Source organism: Litoribacillus peritrichatus (assembly GCF_039537985.1).
Lineage (GTDB): Bacteria > Pseudomonadota > Gammaproteobacteria > Pseudomonadales > Litoribrevibacteraceae > Litoribacillus > Litoribacillus peritrichatus.
This window is the reverse complement of the sequence record NZ_BAABBN010000007.1, coordinates 679,294-699,811: the sequence shown is the minus strand read 5'-3', so window position 1 is coordinate 699,811 and position 20,518 is coordinate 679,294. Positions and strand designations below refer to the sequence as shown.

At 47.4% G+C, this 20,518-nt stretch carries 15 protein-coding genes; 5 read left to right on the top strand and 10 right to left on the bottom strand.

What is annotated here, in order from left to right; genetic code table 11:
* Positions 1–21: 21 nt before the first annotated feature.
* The 4 genes from ABD744_RS12800 (at position 22) to ABD744_RS12785 (ending at position 7,661) form a co-directional block, all read left to right on the top strand.
* Positions 22–2,010: a hypothetical protein gene (locus tag ABD744_RS12800; RefSeq protein WP_344798896.1), complete on the top strand. Its 1,989-nt coding sequence runs from the start codon at positions 22–24 to the stop codon at positions 2,008–2,010.
* Between the two features lie 218 nt (positions 2,011–2,228).
* Positions 2,229–5,114: a S8 family serine peptidase gene (locus tag ABD744_RS12795; RefSeq protein ID WP_344798895.1), complete on the top strand. Its 2,886-nt coding sequence runs from the start codon at positions 2,229–2,231 to the stop codon at positions 5,112–5,114.
* Positions 5,056–5,883 (top strand): TSUP family transporter, encoded by an 828-nt coding sequence (locus tag ABD744_RS12790; RefSeq protein WP_344798894.1) that lies wholly within the window; start codon positions 5,056–5,058, stop codon positions 5,881–5,883. The genes ABD744_RS12795 and ABD744_RS12790 overlap by 59 nt, the downstream gene beginning before the upstream one ends.
* A gap of 518 nt (positions 5,884–6,401) precedes the next feature.
* Positions 6,402–7,661, top strand: a complete 1,260-nt coding sequence (locus ABD744_RS12785) for a valine--pyruvate transaminase (protein WP_344798893.1) — start codon at positions 6,402–6,404, stop codon at positions 7,659–7,661.
* Positions 7,662–7,709: 48 nt separating this feature from the next.
* On the opposite strand, the gene rarD is transcribed toward ABD744_RS12785, so the two are convergent.
* The 3 genes from rarD to ABD744_RS12770 form a co-directional block, all read right to left on the bottom strand.
* Positions 7,710–8,609: an EamA family transporter RarD gene (gene rarD, locus ABD744_RS12780; RefSeq protein WP_344798892.1), complete on the bottom strand. Its 900-nt coding sequence runs from the start codon at positions 8,607–8,609 to the stop codon at positions 7,710–7,712.
* Between the two features lie 180 nt (positions 8,610–8,789).
* Positions 8,790–9,170: a hypothetical protein gene (locus ABD744_RS12775; RefSeq protein WP_344798891.1), complete on the bottom strand. Its 381-nt coding sequence runs from the start codon at positions 9,168–9,170 to the stop codon at positions 8,790–8,792.
* Between the two features lie 73 nt (positions 9,171–9,243).
* Positions 9,244–9,750 carry a GNAT family N-acetyltransferase gene (locus tag ABD744_RS12770; protein WP_344798890.1) on the bottom strand — a complete coding sequence of 169 codons (507 nt, stop codon included), beginning with the start codon at positions 9,748–9,750 and terminating at the stop codon, positions 9,244–9,246.
* On the opposite strand from ABD744_RS12770, the gene ABD744_RS12765 reads away from it, so the two are divergent.
* Entirely contained in the window at positions 9,749–10,387 is a 639-nt protein-coding gene (locus ABD744_RS12765; RefSeq protein WP_344798889.1) for a tRNA-uridine aminocarboxypropyltransferase, read from the top strand. The genes ABD744_RS12770 and ABD744_RS12765 overlap by 2 nt on opposite strands.
* Before the next feature lie 56 nt (positions 10,388–10,443).
* Here ABD744_RS12765 and ABD744_RS12760 read toward each other — a convergent pair whose 3' ends face one another.
* The 7 genes from ABD744_RS12760 to ABD744_RS12730 form a co-directional block, all read right to left on the bottom strand.
* Positions 10,444–12,762 carry a response regulator gene (locus ABD744_RS12760; protein WP_344798888.1) on the bottom strand — a complete coding sequence of 773 codons (2,319 nt, stop codon included), beginning with the start codon at positions 12,760–12,762 and terminating at the stop codon, positions 10,444–10,446.
* Positions 12,763–12,765: 3 nt separating this feature from the next.
* A complete protein-coding gene (locus ABD744_RS12755; protein WP_344798887.1) occupies positions 12,766–14,082 on the bottom strand; it encodes a flavin monoamine oxidase family protein in 1,317 nt (438 codons plus the stop codon).
* 17 nt (positions 14,083–14,099) lie between these two features.
* Complete coding sequence (locus ABD744_RS12750; RefSeq protein ID WP_344798886.1) at positions 14,100–15,458, bottom strand: protoporphyrinogen/coproporphyrinogen oxidase; 1,359 nt, start codon at positions 15,456–15,458, stop codon at positions 14,100–14,102.
* A 69-nt stretch (positions 15,459–15,527) separates the two neighbouring features.
* Positions 15,528–16,862, bottom strand: a complete 1,335-nt coding sequence (locus ABD744_RS12745; RefSeq protein WP_344798885.1) for a deoxyguanosinetriphosphate triphosphohydrolase — start codon at positions 16,860–16,862, stop codon at positions 15,528–15,530.
* 99 nt (positions 16,863–16,961) lie between these two features.
* The gene (locus ABD744_RS12740; protein WP_344798884.1) at positions 16,962–18,728 is read right to left on the bottom strand and encodes a phytoene desaturase family protein; all 1,767 of its coding nucleotides are present in this window, start codon (positions 18,726–18,728) and stop codon (positions 16,962–16,964) included.
* A 61-nt stretch (positions 18,729–18,789) separates the two neighbouring features.
* Positions 18,790–19,074 carry an Rdx family protein gene (locus ABD744_RS12735; RefSeq protein WP_344798883.1) on the bottom strand — a complete coding sequence of 95 codons (285 nt, stop codon included), beginning with the start codon at positions 19,072–19,074 and terminating at the stop codon, positions 18,790–18,792.
* An 87-nt stretch (positions 19,075–19,161) separates the two neighbouring features.
* Positions 19,162–20,517 (bottom strand): DUF1302 family protein, encoded by a 1,356-nt coding sequence (locus ABD744_RS12730; RefSeq protein ID WP_344798882.1) that lies wholly within the window; start codon positions 20,515–20,517, stop codon positions 19,162–19,164.
* Position 20,518: the final 1 nt, after the last annotated feature.

Genomic DNA, 20,518 nt, shown 5'->3' with positions numbered 1-20,518 from the left:
ACTCTTTCAAGGAGATTAGTTATGAAAATGAAATTACTAGCAGTATGTATCGCTTCAGCTTGGGCTGTAACCGGCTGTGGCGGTTCCGGTTCTGGCTCGGATTCTGTAGGCAGTGCAGGCGGTGGCGGTTCATCCAGTGACTCGGTGGCGGCGTCTTCAAGCGTCAATATTTCAGCGTCCTTTCCTCAGTCGGCTCAAGCGGCAGCGATTGATGGTAACGCTCAATCCATCAGCATCCTGTTTCACGCATCCGATGCAGGTAGCATTGATGAAGCCTTAGAGGTCGCAGAATTTACGGCTCAATGTTTACAGGATCAGGAAGTCCCTGAGTGGGAATGTTTCCCTGAAGAAGAACCTGTGGTCAATGAGGCCTTACTCACCGCAGGCTCCCCGTCCGTGTCCCTCAGTTTAGTGCCGGGCACCTACCGGGTCGAAGCACTGCAGTTTGAATCGCTCAACCCGGATTTTGATACACCGCCAATATCGGCCACCACCAGCTTTGTCACACTGGACGAAGGCAGCCACAGCATTGAACTGAACCTGGTGCATGCAACCTGGACCAATCAAACAGCGTTCAGTTTGCAGCTGCTCAACCAGCTCATTACGGATGATAACGATGAAGTCATTGATTTAAACCCGGATGAAGACGGCGACCAAACCCTGGCGGATTTGTTAGAGCTGACCGATCAACCCATCATAGGTATGCACATCATCGGTGGCCCAACGTTTGAGGAAGAATTCAACTCTGACCTTGAAAATCCGGCCAGTGGCGCCACCGCAGCATTTGATGAATTCGAGATTGACCCTTATGACGACTTTGATGAAATTGTCCAGGAAGTCATGCTTGAAACCATGGGTCCTTCGTTACACGTTCCAATGATTCGACAACAAGATGCGAATGATCCGGCAGAAGAAACGGTGGCTTTCTGGTTCGACGAACCCACAGACAACGAGTGTAATGTGGCGGATGGCGAACTTCCTGAAGGGGGGTACTATTGCGTTGAGCGACACAGTGGCCCAGCAATATTACTTCAGGAGTACACGCCTGACACAGGTAATATGAACGTGTTTAATCTCGGTGAAATGTTCGCAGAGTTTTCCATCGAAGATGAAATGGGCAACGATGAACTGGACATCGAGGGTGGACTGGCAACCGTACCGTTCCAATTTGAAGACCCTGAAATCACCACCGATGGCACTACGGTAACTCTGGACTGGGGCGATGGCTTTGAAAGAGCAGACGTTCATACCGAGCTCATCCAGACATTAGAAGGCGAAGAAGAAGTTACCTTCCTGGACTTCGAAACCGACAGTGGCACCACCACCTTCCCGGATGACGGCAATCGCTTAGATCAAGTCGATGGGCCTACGGTCACTGGTGGTACGACCATTACGGGTACCATCATTGAGTTTATGTTTGAGTTCAGCGAAGTACAAGTAGGCTTGGATGTCCCAACAGTACCAGAAGATATCGTTCCTGAAATCGACCCGGTCACTTCCATCATGGCGGCTCAAGCAGCATCTGCCGCAGGCTTAACCGCACAGGCATCCGCTACCGAAAATGGCGAAAACTGTAGCCCTATTGAGGAAATGTTCTCTGGCGTGTTCGTTAAATACGTCTGGGTAGAAGGTGAGGGAGAAGAAGCAGGCTCCTGGGAAGGAGGCACCTGGAACCACAGTTACTTCCTGGAAGATACCGACCAGGATGGCATTCCTGACACGGTCTCTGGTGATGACCTGAACGGCGATGGTGTGGTTGAACAGTTTGAGGTGGGCGTCTTTGAAAACTGGACCTGTACCTTTGACGAAGTTAACCAAACCGACGTTTGTGAAGATCTGGATGGTGTAGTTGATGACACCGACGACACCCTGGAAATCATCCCGACTGGTTGGGAAGAGACAGGTGACGGTGAATACTGCTTACATGACTTCACCATGACCGCTTCTCAAATGGAGTTTTCCCTTGAAGACCTACTTTCTGATACTGAAGTGGTTGTTCAGTCAGAATAATAATGCAATACCGGCCCTGTAATCGTTCAGGGCCAAATTTATCCAGAACCGCCGACGCAAATCGAATGACCGTTCGGCGGCTCTGTTTACGTTTTCATACATTCAACTTCGCGTATTTGAACTACCGTTATTAGTAACTCGAACAAAGTCAAAACTCTATCTGAAAGCAGTCTTTATCAGCGTGAATTGGCCACTGGGTCAAAAGGAAACCAAGCCCTATGCAATCAGACACATCATTGAAAGCCCTCTCTTCTTTGTTTTCTTTCAGACCTTCAGTCTGCCGAACGGCGCATCAACCTTTCAAGTTCATAGCTGTACTCTTAACATTGATTTACCTGAGTTTTTTCCAGCTAACTGTACATGCCGACTCCATCATAACGACCTGGCGAAGTGATCCGGCCCTGCATGGCTTTCATTTTCAATCCAGCCAAATACCGCTGACTCAAGTCATCCAAATTGGCAATCACTGGACAGCAACCATAGAAGCGCCTGAAAACGCTTCTTTGACCAAACTTTTATTAACCGCCAGACAGCACCCGGAAATCATCAGCGCAGAACAAAACCAACGGGCGCAAGTCAGTTTGATTCCCGATGACCAGAGCTTTATCGACAATGCTTTCAATCAAGCTCACCACACTCAGATCAACTCAACCGACGCCTGGGACGCCAGAACCGATTGCAGTGATGTCGTCGTCGCTGTGGTTGATACCGGCATTGATGTGGATCACCCCGACCTTATCACGAACCTCTGGCAGAACACCGACGAAATTCCCGACAACGGCATAGATGACGACAACAATGGCTACATTGATGACATCAATGGTGCCTGCGTCAGAAGCAGCTGCATCAACAATCAAATTAACGATGGCTTTGGCCACGGCAGCCACGTGGCCGGACTCATTGCCGCACAAGGCAATAACGCAACGGGCGTAACCGGCGCGTGCTGGAACGCCCGGCTGATGATAGTTAAAAGTCTTGGAGATACAGGCTCGGGCAGTGTCAGTGACGTCGCGGCAGGCATCCTGTACGCCATAAATAACGGCGCAGACATTGTTAACGCCTCCCTCACCATCAGCAGCTTCAGCAGCACACTCAAATCCGTTGTTGAACAAGCGAACCAGCAAGGTATTTTAATCGTTACCGCAGCCGGTAATTTTGCTTCCAATAATGATCAGACTCCGGTTTATCCCGCCAGTTTCCGAAACTCTTACGATAACCTGATGGCCATCGCCAATGTAAATGGCTCAGGTGCCCTGCACACGAACAGTAACTTTGGCTCAGAATCAGTGGATTTTGCAGCACCGGGCGTCAGCTTATTCAGCACCTGGAAAAACGGTCAGTACGCAAATTCCACAGGCACCTCAATGTCGGCCCCCTTGGTCAGTGGAGTCGCCGCGCTCATGTTAGCTGAAAATACCCAATCAGATGTTTCAATTAAAGCAGGGCTTTTGGCGTCAGGAACGCCGTCGGCCGATTTGGACTGGCAAATGGTGTCCCCCGTGGTATTGGATGCAAATGCGTCATTAGTCAACTCGGGGACTGCGCCACTTGCTTTATTCCGGGCGACGGCAAACGACGGCAGCTACCAACTTTTCGGTTACGATTTAAACACCGTCAACAGAGTCACCTTTACTGAGCCTCTTACCTCCGGAGAGCAAGAGACAGAATTCACCAGTTTTAATAATCACACCAGTCAGAGTTTAAACGTGACTTTGCCTGATGAAACCAAATCCGGCATTTTCCAATTGCACAGCCCGAGCAGCAGCTCCAACCAATTATTCATCAAACGAACCATCAGCGCTCCGAGTAACTTAGCGTTCACCCGCAATGAAACTCAGGTAACCCTCTCCTGGAGCACACCGCTCAACGCAGACCAAGTGCGGATCGAGCGTGGAGAACCTGGTGGTGCCTTTACAGAGATAGCCACCTTGAGCGCCCCTGCCAATGTCTACCAGGACACCGTCGATGAGAGTGTCAGTTATTATTATCGAATCCGGGGGGGTTACGATTATGTACACCCAAGAACCAGCAACGTCACCACCGAATCTTCGGCTTACAGTTCGACCATCATTACCCAACCTGAAGACGCCAACAGCTTCAGTTACTGGCTGACTGAAACGCTGCCCAGTGTCGGCCTTGGCAGCAACATTAAAATACAGCTGGCCGCAAGTTCCAGTGGTGACTATGAGCTGACTGCCGGCGCATTGCCCACAGGCCTGAGCCTCTCCGAAAGTGGCTTAATTACCGGAACAGTCACATCAATCGGTACATTTAATTTCTCCATAACCTTCCAGCCCAACGGCAGCAGTGACGAAGACGAAAAACCCTTTACCATGACCGTCAACAATTCTTCAGCGGGCATTATGCAGCTGACGGATCAGCAAAGTCTGACCATTCAGATGTCCGCCTCGACAGGAACACTGAGCAGTGTTCAGGCGCTGTCATTAAATAATTTCAGCTCGTTGAGCGGTCTATCCGTTCAGCTTGTCCAGCAGATATTGATTTCAGACCTGCCTGTATCAGCTTCAGAAACCAGCGAAATTACGCTGACCATTAACGATTCAGCCAACGGCCAATTCACCGACGTGTATCTGGCCAATAACAACAATCAATGGCTAAGCTCTGCCGAGATTGCAAACAGCCAGGTAGCCAGCGAAACCGCCAGCATATTGGTGGAGGACGGCAGTGAATTTGACCTGGACAACCAAGTTAACGGGGAAATCGTTGCACGGGTCGCTTCCGTCAGTGCCAGTGAAACCACTTCCTCCAGTTCAGGCAGTGACAGTCGCTGCTTCATCGCATCTGCCGTTTATTCAAACGGCCACCAGAATTTGTCCACACTAAGGCAGTTCAGGGACAACGTATTGGCAAAATTGCCCGGCGGGGGCGAACTGATCAATTATTACTATCAAGCCTCCCCAAAAGCGGTCGTCTGGATGCAAGACCATCCTGCCCTGCTGAACTTGACTCGATCTGTAATCTCGTTATTCTCGGCAATCCTAAGAGCTCCGGGTGAAACCCTGTTTTTCGCTCTGATCCTTCTGTTTGCCTGGAGAACGTACCATCATCGAAGAACTGATTACATTACTGACAAACGCTCTTGAGTTCATCACAGCCTCCTCTTTAATCACCCCGGAACTGTGGTTGCTGTTAATTCTGGCAGCCTTCAGTGCCGGAATGATTGATGCCATTGCTGGCGGCGGCGGTCTCATTACCATACCTGCATTGTTAATGGCCGGGCTACCGCCTCATCTTGCGCTTGGCACCAATAAGCTTTGCGCATCCTTTGGTTCTTTTACCGCCACTCTGGTCTTTATTCGCCAGGGCGTGTTCCAGCCTAAGATGTGGTACTTATCCTCAGTCGCCACGCTCACAGGCGCAGTATTTGGCACCATTTGCGCCACTCTGATCAGCATAGAATTCTTAAATCAGGTATTGCCCGTCCTTATTATTAGTGTTGCCATCTATATGTTGTTCCAGAACTACTCAAGCCTTGATCAACACCGACCTCCAGCACCGCAAAGCCATCAGGTCAAGATCACCCAGGGCACCGCCATCGGCTTTTATGATGGCATTGCGGGGCCGGGCACAGGTTCTTTTTGGGTCGTTTCAAATTTACTGCTTTATCGCCAATCCCTGTTACAGGCCTCCGGCCACGCCCGGGCAATGAACTTCATTAGCAACATCACTTCCTTCATCACCTTCGCTTTATTGGGCCAGGTCAACTGGTTATTAGGGCTGTCCATGGGAGGGTTTTTATTAATCGGCGCCTGGCTTGGCGCGCACATGGCCATTGCCAAAGGGGCCAAACTCATTAAGCCCATTTTTATGACAGTGGTGATCGCTATTTCCGTCAAATTATTAGTCAATTAATGCACAAAAAACGCAAAGCTGTTGAGTTCTGCGGCTCTCAGCTTGTTTTCCACACATTCTGTGGATAACTTTGTGGATTTTGTATTAAAAATGCCTCCAAAGCGTCATAAATGGTACAAACAGGTCAAATTGATCATTTTTTAACCAGTTAATTTACCCCTTATTTATCAACAACTTATAAATGTCAATAGATTCAAAAGCATTTTTTACATACTTTTTTCTAATATTAAATATCTAATTTGGGGTTGACAGGTCATATGTGTATATTTCACATGGGATTCGCTTCGACAGCCCCTTTTTTGTGCACTTTTTATCTGAGTTTAAAGCCGTCCTTTAGCGATGATAAACAAGCGCCCTTACAATCTGTTACGCAAAAAATAGACGAATAAATACAAATCATCGTAGTATCCCGCTATAGCATCAAAAAAATGAATTTGTGGTCAGGTTTCCATTTCGATTGTCTATAGTTAACGCCTCAATATGGCCTTTTTAAATTGTTGCAGTAACAGGAAAGTGATATGAGTTTTTCTTCCTTCGGGAAAAAGTTTACCGGTGAGTCAGGCATTCTTAATTTGATGGATGATTTGGGAAGCGCTTTAGCCGATCCAAACGCCAAAGACATCATAATGATGGGGGGCGGCAATCCGGCACACATTCCCGAAATTGAAAATATCGTTAAGAAACGTTTAGTCGATATCGCGGAAGACCAATACGAACTGCAGCAACTGATCGGTGTTTATGACACGCCACAAGGTGAAAAAACATTTCGAAACGCGCTTGCCAAGCTCTTAAAGAGCGAATTTGGCTGGTCACTTACAGAAGATAATATTGCCCTGACCAACGGCAGCCAATCGGCCTTCTTTATGCTGTTCAATTTATTGGCTGGCGAACAGAGCGACGGAAAAAACAAACACATTCTGTTTCCTATGGCACCGGAGTACATTGGTTACGCAGACGCAGGACTCTCTAAGTCATTCTTTAAAGCCTTCAAGCCAGACATAGAACTGATCGGAGACCGCCAGTTTAAATACCGTGTTGATTTCAATGCTCTGGAAATAACAAACGAGACGGCTGCTATCTGTGTCTCAAGACCCACAAACCCGACGGGCAACGTGGTCACCGACGAGGAAGTGGAACACCTGAACCAATTGGCAAAAGAGCATGATATTCCGCTAATCATCGACGGCGCTTATGGCACCCCGTTCCCGGATATTATTTTCAGTCAGGCGACGCCCGTCTGGAACGACAACATCATTCTGTGCCTGAGCCTGTCCAAGTTTGGGCTGCCTGCTGCCCGAACAGGGATAGTCATAGCGAAGCCGGAAATCATCACCGCACTGAGCAACATCAATGCCATCATGAACCTGGCAACCAACAGCATCGGAGCAAGACTGGCCCTGCCGTTGATTGAGTCTGGCAGCATTTTACACCTCAGCCAAGAAGTGATCAGACCCTTCTACCAAGAGCGTTGCAAGCAGGCGGTTGAGCAACTCGAAACGGGTTTACAAGACCTGCCGGTGCGTATTCACAAACCCGAAGGCGCTATGTTTCTTTGGTTGTGGTGCAAAGACCTGACGGTGGACAGCCAAACGCTGTACGAACGATTAAAAGCCCGTGGAGTGATTGTCGTACCGGGTCAATACTTCTTTCCCGGCATAGAAGACCCAGAATGGAAACATCAACAGGAGTGCATACGAATTAATTACTCCCAGTCTCCGGAACAGGTTAAAAAGGGCATCGCCATCATTTGTGAAGAGTTAAATGCGTTGTATGGTTAAAATCTAAAATTACGGTCATCCGGTTTCCTTGCCGGATGACTCTTCACTTCACAGTTTTGTTTTAGAACGTTTCATCTTCACCACGCCTTCCAGCGAAATAATAATCAATGCCAGCCATATCAAGCCAAAGGTGTAATACCGCTGCGTGGGGACCTCTTCACCAAACAAAGTGATCGCCAGAATAAACACCATCGATGGCGCAATGTATTGGGCAAACCCTGCAACGATCAAAGTGACGCCAGGCAACCCGGTCACGTACAACAATAAAGGCACAACCGTCACTATGCCGGCCAGCATCAACGGCAGGCTGAAATCCACCACCCCGTCAAAGAATACAAAGTCGCCGGTAGCGGTGCCTGCAATCATAACCAACAGCGCGACAGGCAGCATCCAGGTGGTTTCGGCAGAGAGGGCAACCATAGGGTGAAGCGTCAGCTTCTTGCGCGATAATCCGTACACAGCGAAACTGATGGCCAGAGACAGAGCCACCCAGGAAAGCGAGCCGACCGTCCAAATTTCAGCGACAACCCCGGACAACGCCATCAAAACACCCAGAAGCTGGAGTCGTGTTAGCTGTTCCTTTAAAAATATCGCCCCCAAAAAGATACTCACCAAGGGGTTAATGTAATAACCTAAGCTCGCTTCCACCGTTTGACCAGTCAACACAGCATAGACAAAAACCAGCCAGTTGCCGGTAATCAGAACACTGGTGAACAGCAGCCGGGTACGAGCACCTTTCTCCTTCCAAACATCAAGAAAAGCCGACCACAATCCCGAAGCGTAGAGCAGCCCCCAAAGCACAAAAGAGGACCAAATGACACGATGTACCACTAATTCGACCGCAGAAATGTGCGCCAGCCATTTAAAATAGAGCGGCGTTATACCCCAGAAAAAAAAAGCCAATAACACCATAGACAGGTGAAATGCCCCGGATCGTTGAGACTGCATAAAACTCTCGAATGTAATAAAATTTGGAAGATAATTCAGAAACTAAAAAGGCCTCCAGAACAGAGGCCTTTGGAATATTTTACGTCGTAATCAGCAAGCTAAGATAGCTTTTAAAACGCGTAAATTATTCAGAAAACACGGATTGAATAATATAAAGAATTCAACCCGGTTTCATGCGGTTTAGATGATACGAGCACGAAGCTGGTTCAACTTAGACACAAGTGGTTTCGCAGCCGGAATGTACTTACCCGCTAACGACTCAGCAGATTTACCTGCCTGGTCCACTTGCTTAGAAACCAAAGACGTCAGATTCTGAATGCCTTCTGGCTTGGTAAGATTAAGCTGCTTCAGGCTTTCAACGCCTTGTTCAACGCGAACACGAGTTGTGTTTACACGAACCTGTAAACTTTCTTTCTGACCGTTATAACGCTGCATGGTTTCAAACACGCCAGCCATCAAAGTATGACGAGTTACTTTATCCGTTACACCGTAAACAGACAGGTAGTAGCCTACGTTATCAACTTGGTTCAATGCAGTATCAGCAAGTACTTTTGAATTCATTTTCATCTCGCATATCTCACTTTTCGAATTCCGTATTGATCGAACAGTAATTTTAATTTCTAGAACCTACAACCTAATTATTAACGGTTTCATCAACAAGCTTTAAGATTTTTGCATCCCTCCGACAAAGGGATATTTTGAGACCCCTTTTCAGGTAAGTTTGATACCTGCTGGTGATGGCAGAATGGAGTGGCTGATGAGATCTGTTTTCAATCACATTCCCGTCAACATCGGAAAAACATGAAAACCCATGAGCACAATAAAAATCGGTCAAATGCGACCAGGGAAAACAATACAAGCCGCTGGAGCCTTCTTTCAAATCCGACATAATCACCTCAAGCTCCGTCAAAAACCGGTGCCCAATGCCACCATTTCTGCGATCCGCTCCGACCAACATGTTTCTCAACAACCAAAGGTCGTTCTGAAGACGCACAAATTTCACAGCCGCCACAGCCTCTTTCTCGTTCAACAATAAATAACACAAATCCGAACGATGAACTTTGATCTTCTCGCGATGAGTCTTATAGAATTGAATAAACTTTTGCCGATCGGCGTACGCAACCGAAACCACTTCAAACATGAATCACGCTTCTTATTGTAACCACTGCCACCGACCTCAGTCCCGCTGCCTGTGCCGCCTGATTACGCCCATTAATAATCCGTTCCATGTATTTATTCTTCAGCACAGCAAAGAACGCCATCACCCGAAAGGCACCGCTCAACTCGCCCATTTGTGTCTGGCAGAAAGTACTCTTATTTGCGACAAAAACTTTGAAACGGCCCTGAATACTATTTTATCGAAATGCGATCCCGTTTTACTGTACCCGGAACCGGCGGAGCAACAACCTCTTTCGAACCTTTCACCAAAGACACCTGTGCCTCAGAAAACAAGCAGCAAGGCTAAAAAACCGGCTTTGATTGTTTTAGACGGCACCTGGAAAAAGGCCAATAAGATTTACCACACGCATCCCATGTTGCACGGCTTACCCCGGTGCCACCTTGATCGTTACATCAACCAATACACACACCGAAAGTCACCGTCGGATCAACACTTATCCACACTGGAGGCCATCTGTTACGGGCTGCAACAACTGGAAGACAAACACAATATCATCCAAAAAACCGACTACAACCCTCTGCTACAAGCACAACAGGCGATGATAGAGCATTGGCAACAACGAGTATCCCAGCATCAGCCAGAAACACCCAGCCAATAAAAAGCCTCCCAAGGAGGCTTTCAAATCGCTGAAGTTAAGGCTTCCAGTTTAACAACTCAGGCTTGTAAACTGCCATCCTGAGCGGTAACCGCGAGCCACTTTCTCATGGTTTTAACCAATTGCTCTTGGGTCACCGGCTTTCTTAAAAAGTCATCCATACCGGCTTCAAGACATTTGGTTTTATCTTCAGTCATAACATGCGCGGTCATTGCAATGATCGGCATATTAGAGATTCGACCCGTCGATTCCAAAGAGCGAATTTCTCGAGTGGCTTCAAAGCCGTCCATGATCGGCATTTGACAATCCATAAACACAAGATCGTAACAGCAGGAAGTCACCATGGACACCGCTTGCTCACCGTGGTCGGCAACGTCCACCAGAAAGCCCATCTTCTGGAGCCTGGCAACAGCCACTCGTTGATTTACTTTGTTATCTTCCACCACCAGTATGTGTTGACCTTGCCCAAATGAACTATCAACAATGCCACTATTAAATAAGTGACTGGCTAAAAATTGATTCACACTTTGAGCCGGATGAACGTGTTCGTCCAGCTGACCCGCAGACAAACCTGAAACCTGCACCTTCATTGGTTTTTGCATAACCAGATACTGAGCCAGTTCATTCTGTCGTATTGGCTTACTGATGAACTGAGGCGATAAGCCTTTCAGCCAATCCGGTAAGTTATAACGACGGCTGGCACACCCCATCAGCGCCCAGCTCAGCTCTTTGCGCCCGCCTGCCGTGCGCCAAAGTCTGAATTCATCGGACTCGGTAATATCAAGATCCACCAGCAAGATCACATCATTATGCTCTCGCTCCAATAATGCTTCGGCTTCCTGCCACTGTGATACAGCAATGACATCACAACCCAGCGCCTTGGCTCGGTGCCTTAAGTTATCCCGGCTGATAACATTACTATCAGCCACCAGCATGACACCATCGTAATTCGGTTTCAGTGAATACAGCCGCTCAGGGTGCTTCTCAAGCGCCACTTCAAACCAGAAGGTACTGCCATTACCCAGCTCGGATTCCAAACCTATGATGCCGTCCATGTGGCGTAATATCTGTCGGCACAAAGCCAAACCAAGACCGGCACCGCCGTAGCTTCTCGACTCGGACTGATCCACCTGATAAAAAGCATCAAATACCTGGCTTTGCTTGGACTCGGAAATACCGATACCTGTGTCTTCCACTTCAAAGCGTATGCGGTAACTTTCCGGGTCTTCCCCTACTATTCTGGAACGAACAATAATGTGCCCTTTCGGCGTATATTTAATGGCATTACCCAGTAGATTCGTAAACACTTGCTTCAGGCGATGAGGGTCACCGCGTAAGGCGTAATGAATTCCGTAATCGTGCCAATAAACAAGATCAACATCTTTGGCCAACGCTTCTTCTCCAAAAATCTGAAGCACTTCTTCCACCAAAGTTTCGATCTCAAACAGATCATTATCCAGCCCAATATTGCTGGCTTCCAGTTTGGAATAATCTAAAATGTCGTCCAACAATAACAACAATGAATTGGCTGAGTTATCTGCTGTCCGAACGTAGTTATTTTGTTCATCGTCCAGCTTGGTTCCCTTTAATAAACTGAGCATCCCCATGACTCCGTTCATCGGTGTTCTGAGTTCATGGCTCATATTGGCCAGGAATGCAGCCTTGGTTTTTTCGCGAATTTCGGCCGCAATACGCTCTTGTTCTGATTGAGCCAAAGCAAAACTGGTTTGCTTCAAATCCTGAATACTCTGCTCCAGGCATTCATTCGAAAGCTGAAGTGCAGTGGCTTGTTCAGTAATCTGGCGCCGGCTGCGTCTTAAATCGTGCAACGAACGGCCAGCCACATACGCGGTGTACCCCATATACAAGGTCACGCCCGTCATACAAATGAACATAATGGCGACGGAAGATTCGGGCTCAAACATAAAGCCTTCGAACGGGATCGTAGCCGCCGCACCTAAAGCCAGACAAGGCAATGCCAAAAGATAGAATTTCAGACCGGCCCCGACCAGGGAATTAATCGTGGTCACCATCAACAGAGAAAACACAATCCAGGGTTGAAAGTGGGCCATGGCCATGAAATGGCCAAAGATAAAAAAGTCAAAACGCATGATTAAACGCTCTGCTTTTAGAATGTCATTGCTCTGACGACAAGCGAAATACCATAAAGGAGTATGAAGAAAAGTAGCGTAAGCCCAAATGGCCCACCCCCAGAGAGACTGGTTCATCTGGAGATACAAAACCGCAACGCACAACCCTGTGCATAAAGACATGCCAATAAGCCGGGTGATGGCATGACGTTTCAGGGATTTTAGCCCTTTTTGTCTTGCCTCATCCGAATCTGTCTCGTGTTCTAATGCACTTTCTGTTAAGTCCATAACTCAAAAGTACCGTTTAATAAGCTGCTTGGAATAACTGACCGCCAACTCAACCGTTTCAAATGATAAGTAACTGCCAGTATAGTATGTACCTTTTTGCCCCTGCATTTCTTCAAACTTTCCGTAGAAGTCGTCTTTGCCTATGTCTTGCGATGAAACGTGAGGAAAATATTGCCATTTTTCCGTATGAAAATGCTCGCCCACTTTAACAGGATAATGGCGATATAAGGTAGTGATTGATTGACGAGCCTTCTCAATAATCTCTTCGTCTTTCAAATCCCCCTTCTGAACACTGTAAGCAACGGCCCCTTCGCCTTGCGCCCAGGGTTTCATAATTTCTTTAGGGTCACCGATCTTTTCTTCATTAATGGCACCAATAACTTCATTAGGCATACCCGAAACTTTAAAGATATTCACAACATACGGGCTGTATTTAAAGCGAGTCACCAGGCTTTTTTCTTGCTGATCAAAGTCCATCACGTCAGCCAGCCGATCAGGCGGGCAGGCAATAATTAAGGCATCATACAACCGGGTTTCCAGTTTATCATGGGCTGGGTTTGCGCCTTTCTTTAACATTTCAACGGTGATTTTTTCACCTCGCTGAATGGATGTAATTTCCGTTTTTAGGCTGACATTCAGAGAGGTAGCCACCGCCTGCCACAAAGATTCAAATCCATGACGAAAACGTTTGGGCATTTTCTTACCAAAACCACTGCCGTATATTAACAGCGTAGTAAAGTTCCAGAAGTTCAGATACTTCAATACGTACAGCGTCGGGATTTCAGAAAAGCGGCCATAACCCATATCCGTAATCGTAATCCGGAATAATCCCTGCAAACCTAACATTTTGTTCTCAACCAGCCACGCCTGAAACGGTTGGCTCAATTCCTGATAGGACTGTTTCGAACCGGTAGAAGACAACCCCGGTTTGGTGAGCGCACTTCGATAACGAAGCAACTTCCAATAATAACGCACCACAGACACGAACAAAGTGAAGAAGGTGAAATCCTTCAACATTGCATCTTTAATATTCATCACCTGTTTTCGCCGCATAGAGAATGCGTGGCGCGGCGGTTGCGCTTCCAGCTCAACGCCGAACGTTCTGGCGATTTTCCTGACATTTCGGTAACCGGGCGTGACCGTAAAAGCGCCCACCTCGTATGGCAATCCCTCGTGTTTGACCGACTTACACTTACCGCCGACACGATCAGACGCTTCAACCACATCCACGTACTGATAGCCTTTTTGCTTCAAATACCAGGCAGCAGACAAACCGGCAGAACCGGCACCCACGACGAGTATTCTTCTTAATTTTGACATTTTTCTTCCCTGAGCCGTCAGTCGTTTACTTTACTAAAGTGAGTACTTACCAGAGATTTACTGTAATTAAAGATGGGTTCCACCAGCTCTAGTGCGACCAGTGCACCCACATAATAAGTATTCAGCGTTCCCTGTTGAGCTTCCAGCTTTTTATAATACCCATCCAATAAATCAGCCGCTTCAACATGGGGGAAAAAAGTCGTCCAAAGTTGTTGTCGGACAACACCGTTAAACTTTCCTCCCATTTTCTTCACATCAGCACGGATATTCGCCTCCACTACATTCGGAGATATCTCAACCGAATTAGTACGGGAGGTGGCATTAAAGGCATCTTTTAAGCCATCTTTATCCGCGACCGTAAAAAACAGGTTGATGTCCGACTCTTTCCAGAATTTGACGACGCCCCAAGGGTGGCCGATGCCAGGTAAGGGCTTGGCCGGAGGTAACTGAAGTTCATCCGTGGTAATGTCCAACATGCCCTCGACATCGCACGCCGTCACATAATAATCACGATACTTAATACGGCTGAACAAATCCCGTTCGTGTTTGGTGGCATCGGACAACACAGGCAGGACTTGCTCAAAAGGGCAAGCCAGTACAATCCGGTCAAATTCATGCAAAGAGCCGTCTGCCAGGCCAACCACCACCGAAGGGGTGCGTTTAATAGACACAATATGAGCGTTTAAACGAACATCCAGCTGTTCGGACCGAATGATGGCATCCAAAAAGCCCTGATAACCATCTTCAAAATGCCTTGGCCATTCTTTGGATAACCCGGCGCCTACTTTAGCCAGTAATATAAAGTTCTTGGCATCCATGTATTTCATGACGTAAGGCGTGGGCACGTCATCCAGCGAGCCGTAACCAAAGATAGTCACCGGAATTAAAAACAGTTGACGCAAAATGGACATGCCGTTAATGTCCAACCATTTTCCAAACGGGTGGCACAATTCAGGGCACTTTTCTAATTCAGCAAATCCGGGGGTGTCGATTTTTTTTCGATACTTGAACATTAGATAAAGATATTTAGCGGACGCTAAACCAAACTCTATTTTGGATTTACCCATCAGCGTTGTTCGAAGCGTATTCAGGTAATTTCCGGTCGAAAGGTCGAAAGATTTACGTTGAGGAGCAGGCTTAGTTTTCAGGCTTAATTGCTCAGCAATTTTAAGCACTTCTTTGTAATAAGGCGTGATGTAGTTTGCGCCTAAATCGAACTCATGTTCGCCTGCTTTAAAGGTCAGACACTTGCCACCAATGCGCTCATCCCGCTCAAACAAGGTCACCCGACTGTACCCGGCTTGTTTAAGATAATAAGCGGTCGCTACTCCGGACGCACCTGCCCCAATGACAGCCACTTTTAAAGATCTTGGCATTCCTTCGCTTCCTTTCAACACCCTGACTGAATGGTCATATCAATTTATGATGCGACAATGTATTTGAAATTACCCCAACGGTCGACCTGAAATTTGTTGTGCCATTGTAATTGCATATCGATCGGTCATTCCGGCAATGAAATCAATCACACGCATGTAACACTGGTACAAACTCCAATCTTCCTGAGGAGCGCGATACTCCATTAAGTCAATGATTCTCTTATTTTTATAGCTTAATCCCTGACCCTGATTAAATTGATGCACAGCCCCACAAAACGCAGACATCAACTCCTCCAGCACAGAATAAGCACCCACTTCCAACAAGGTTTTATTTCGACTGTTAAAAATTCGTTCTTTGGCCATATTTTTTGCAGCCAACACGCAGGTTTTTGCTCGTTCCGGCAAGTGATCCACCAAGTCGCCCTGCAATCGACCATTCAAAATATCATCTTGCTTCTCAATGAAGGTTTTTGCCGTTGCCGACACCAAATGGTCGATGGCTTTTCCCCTAAGCATAGATAACTTACGACGACCGGTGCCTGTGTCATTAATTTTACGATAGGTTTCCGGAATATCTCCTTGCAACAGATCAAACATCAGCTGCTCGATTTCATCATATGGAAGAATGTTCATTTCTAAACCGTCTTCCAGATCCAGCAAGGCATAACAAATATCGTCGGCCGCCTCCATGAGATACACCAACGGATGACGACACCAGGTGTCATCACTCAGTTGAATCAAGCCAAGCTTATCGGCGATCGCTTTCATGATCTCCAGTTCAGACTGATTACAACCGTATTTTCCCTTATTGGCCGGGTTATTCTCTAAACAAAGCGACGTCCAGGGGTACTTTAAATAAGCCCCCAACGTCGCATACGTTAACCGCATCCCTCCGTCAAACAGGTGATACTCTAATTGAGTCAGAATTCTTAGCCCTTGAGCATTGCCTTCAAAATTCAGCAGATCATTTTTCTCTGCCTCCGACAGCTCAGTCAACATGCCTTTCTCATCCGCCTCATGAAACCAGTGACGAATGGCGTCTTCACCACTGTGGCCAAACGGAGGGTTACCGATGTCATGAGCAAGACACGCCGCCTGAACAATCACCCCGATGTCATCCGGTTGGACCCATTCCGGCGTAGCTTCACTTAAATATTCTCCCACCCGGGTCCCTAAGCTGCGTCCCACACAACCCACTTCCAGACTGTGGGTTAACCGAGTATGGACGTGATCGTTTTCATCCACAGGGTGCACCTGTGTTTTTTTACCCAAGCGGCGAAACGCCCCCGAAAACACAATACGATCATGGTCTTTATGAAACGGGGACCGGGCCAGTTCAGCCTCAGTGATGGCTAATTTCCCCAAACGCTCTCTGGAAAGCAAGGACTCCCATTTCATTGTCATATTACAACCTCAACCCGAGATAAAAGTATTCCGTATAAAAGTGCTCCGTCGCCTCCTACTCTAAAACCTAACCGGCTAATCGACAACCAAAAGCTGGCTTCATACCGTTTTGACCCAGGATGTAAGCCACTTAACCGGCCGCATCAGTGTCCGTTTGGTATCAGCGCCAAGAATTTCACCGGCACCAATTGCTCCCGAGATAGCGGCACCCACCACCCCCGATGTCAGCGCATCCTGTCCGACCAAAGTAAGCCCATGAATATTGGTGGTCGGTTTCAACCCTTCTTGTTGATATCGTCTCGGAGTATGAGCCAAACCGTAAATTTCACCACGCGGGTAGTTCATGAAGTGTTCAGTAGAAAGTGGCGTAGACAACTCATAATAAGTCACTTTTCCTTTCAGCTGAGGGAAGTGCTGATACAAAGTCAGCAGTAGCTTTTCACTCCAGTATTCTTTCTTCGCTTCATAGTCGTCGCCTCGCTTGCCCCAGTCGGTGCCTGACCAAGGCTCAAACTCACGATAAGGAATCACCGCAACCAATTCCATGACCGCTTTGTCCGGGTAACGTTGGTTCCAGGTGGAGTCACGCGCAGCAGAACTCGAAATGTACACAAACGGCAAGTCAGTAGTGGCCCCCTCAGTCAACTGTGCGCAATCGGCATCGTAATTCTCTGATCGATGAACCCACAGGTTATTGGTTGGAATCTTTAACGCCTGAGGAGATTCTTCAAAGCCAACGTACAAACAAATATGGCAGGCCGAAGGTTCGATCTGTTGCGGAGCAACCTCTTTATTAATAGCAGGTAATGCATTTTCAGGTAACAGCTTTTGGGTGTTATACCAACCACAACCACTGATCACAGAGTCGCATTTAATGATGTGGCCATCGGCCATTTTAACTCCGGCCACCGAAGCCTGTTCAGTGTCATCCAGCACGATGCCTTCAACTTCGGCGTACGTCATAACCTTACCTCCGGCGCCTTCAATGGTAGGCAATAAAGATTCGGCAATTTGGGATGACCCGCCTTTGGGGTACCAGGCTCCGGCCAGGTAGTGATTTGCAATTAAACAATGCAAAAAGAAAGAAGACTGCCCCGGCGGCAGGCCGGCATCGCCCCATTGGGCAGTCAGTACGGCTTTTAAGGTTTTATTATCGGTTAAGTCGTCCAGCACTTCTGCGGTGGTTTGATAGAATGCCTGAGGAATATTGCGTTTGATCAAATCGGCAGATGATTTGATTCTGATTTTGTTGAATAACGATGAATCAAACCACTTACCGTTTAACCAGCCCGCGTTTAACCAATCACCATTGAGCCAAGAAAGACTACTGATCTTTGAAGAGAAGAAGAACGGCAGCCACCGTTCAACATGAAACAGAAGCTGACAATATTCTACGATCGCGCCAGCATCATCCGGAAACTGCTTCAACAAATACCGTTTGAATGCGCTTTTCCCCACCGGCAACTGATAACGCTTGCCCGCAATGTCAAAGGCATCGTAACAGGCACCTAAACTGTCCCACTCTAACCGACCTTCACTCAGCCAATGAAACAAAGCGCCAGGCAATGTCTTTTTATTGCCAACCTGACCAACGTAGTGAACCCCGACGTCCCATTCGTAGCCCTTTCGTAGGTAGCTGTGGGTAAAGCCACCCGCCGTATAGTGTTGTTCAAGCACTAATACTTTTCGGCCGACTTTGGCTAACGCAGCGGCACAGATTAACCCGCCAACACCAGAACCGATCACCAGATGGTCAATATCTGAATCTTTAATCAGCTCTGCAACGCGCTCAGGCCGATACCTTGAGCCGATGCGTACCGACTGCGTTTCTTTAACCAATGTTGCTTTAGACTGCAGGGAAGACATGCCTTCCTCCTTGAAAACATAATTCAACTTCCGCAGAACTTCACTAGAAAGAGAAGAGCCTTTAAGGCTTGTCGTTATGCCCTAAATCCCGATCTGGCCAAGCGTAGTTCCGCACCTTTTGCTTAATGAGTTTAGCATCTGGGAAACCACCGTCCTGTGTTCTGTCCCAAATTAAATGACCATCAATCAGAATTTTATATTCGCCGCCGGTGGCGGGCTCTAATGCCACCTGAGCTAAATCGTCCGAGAAAGTCGACAACAGCTCTTGAGCCATCCACGCCGCTCTTAGCAACCACTGACATTGGCAGCAATACCGAATCACCACCACAGGTTTTTGATCATTCATAACTGTATCCATTATTTCAAAAAACAAGGTAAAACAAATAGCGCTTTAGTATGGATTCATTCGAGCACACCAACGAATCACGGCAAATTAAATGCCCCATTCAATACCGAATGTCCAGCGATCATTTTGATCGTATTGCCCAAACACCCCCTCTTCTGAACCATAAAACACATCCAACCCAACCCAAGCTTCTAAATTGCTCTCTACCAAGTGGCTTAATTTGGTTTGTACTACACCATCTTTTCTCTCAAGAGTGTGAAGTTCCAACACTTCCAACTCCCATGTTTCATTTTCAAAATGATGACGATACAACAGAGTAAACGTGTTCTTTGATTGTCTGCGAACTATGGATTGATCATAGTCCAGCAAGTGGCTTTGAAGCCATTGAGCGCTTAAAAACACATTCTCAATGCCTTGCCAATCCACCCCAAAAACAGAAGCCAACTCCCGAGAGGAGATCACCCCGTTTTCAGATAAATCGTCAGACAACTGGTAGCTGTCCGAATTAAACCCCACCTCCGCCCGCAACGTAAACGCCCCAAAAGCATTACTGGCGGTTGCCCCCATTAAGTGATTCCTTTCATAACCCGGCGTCACTCGAACACCCGACTCAGAAACCGTCTGATACAGCACCGGCGTATCCTGAAAATGATAGAAATAATTCAGCGTAAAGTCCCAACCCTGATAGAAAACGCCATACTTAAAACCGAATTCACTGTCCCCCCACGGATCATTGGGTTTTTGCGGGTCATCAATAAACACTGGCACACCGGACGGTGACTGAGGAATGATTTCAGGCGTCGACAGCGCAAACAGTTTGTCTCTTTCTGCTAACTCATGAAAGGTTAAGTCCGGTATCCAGAGCAGTTGAATACTGGCTTCGTCTGCCACCTCCATTTCATAATTGACCATCCATAAGGGAATGCGGGAGTCATCAAAATCGTCCAGAATAAATTCGCGATAACTCTGAGGATTCACTACGTCCAACACTTTTAAGCCATCCGCCTGCCCCCAAACCACCTGCTGCTTACCCAACCGTAAATAACCTCCGAACAATTCCGTGTCCAGAAAGAACTCTCGTAATGAGAGTTCTCCATGAGCCGAGTTATAAAGAGGCGCCGATAAATCACCATAATTATCCGCTTTGTGCGCGTCAGGCCCAACGCGATCAAACCAATCCAATCTCAGTCGACCAATGGCGATGAGAGAAGCAGCCTCTGAAATATCCCCTTGCCATTGAGGTTCCACCAGCGTTTCCATTTTTTGACGATGCCCTTTGGTGTCCACAGCCAACTCTTGACTGAATAAAGCGGTAAATTCTCCATTACGGAACCCTTCGCTACTGATCGCCGAAAAGGGCGATTCCGCATGTGCATAATTGATGGCCCCGGTCATTAAGGCCCCAAACATCCAAAGGCTCTTTACCTGATTACGAAGAACCATC

Bases quoted from the DNA above. Each gene is read 5' to 3' on its own strand.
- ABD744_RS12800 (WP_344798896.1), top strand. From the start codon at position 22: ATGAAAATGAAATTACTAGCAGTATGTATCGCTTCAGCTTGGGCTGTA.
- ABD744_RS12795 (WP_344798895.1), top strand. From the start codon at position 2,229: ATGCAATCAGACACATCATTGAAAGCCCTCTCTTCTTTGTTTTCTTTC.
- ABD744_RS12785 (WP_344798893.1), top strand. From the start codon at position 6,402: ATGAGTTTTTCTTCCTTCGGGAAAAAGTTTACCGGTGAGTCAGGCATT.
- rarD (WP_344798892.1), bottom strand. From the start codon at position 8,609: ATGCAGTCTCAACGATCCGGGGCATTTCACCTGTCTATGGTGTTATTG.
- ABD744_RS12775 (WP_344798891.1), bottom strand. From the start codon at position 9,170: ATGAATTCAAAAGTACTTGCTGATACTGCATTGAACCAAGTTGATAAC.
- ABD744_RS12765 (WP_344798889.1), top strand. From the start codon at position 9,749: ATGAATCACGCTTCTTATTGTAACCACTGCCACCGACCTCAGTCCCGC.
- ABD744_RS12770 (WP_344798890.1), bottom strand. From the start codon at position 9,750: ATGTTTGAAGTGGTTTCGGTTGCGTACGCCGATCGGCAAAAGTTTATT.
- ABD744_RS12760 (WP_344798888.1), bottom strand. From the start codon at position 12,762: ATGGACTTAACAGAAAGTGCATTAGAACACGAGACAGATTCGGATGAG.
- ABD744_RS12755 (WP_344798887.1), bottom strand. From the start codon at position 14,082: ATGTCAAAATTAAGAAGAATACTCGTCGTGGGTGCCGGTTCTGCCGGT.
- ABD744_RS12750 (WP_344798886.1), bottom strand. From the start codon at position 15,458: ATGCCAAGATCTTTAAAAGTGGCTGTCATTGGGGCAGGTGCGTCCGGA.
- ABD744_RS12745 (WP_344798885.1), bottom strand. From the start codon at position 16,862: ATGACAATGAAATGGGAGTCCTTGCTTTCCAGAGAGCGTTTGGGGAAA.
- ABD744_RS12740 (WP_344798884.1), bottom strand. From the start codon at position 18,728: ATGTCTTCCCTGCAGTCTAAAGCAACATTGGTTAAAGAAACGCAGTCG.
- ABD744_RS12735 (WP_344798883.1), bottom strand. From the start codon at position 19,074: ATGAATGATCAAAAACCTGTGGTGGTGATTCGGTATTGCTGCCAATGT.
- ABD744_RS12730 (WP_344798882.1), bottom strand. From the start codon at position 20,517: ATGGTTCTTCGTAATCAGGTAAAGAGCCTTTGGATGTTTGGGGCCTTA.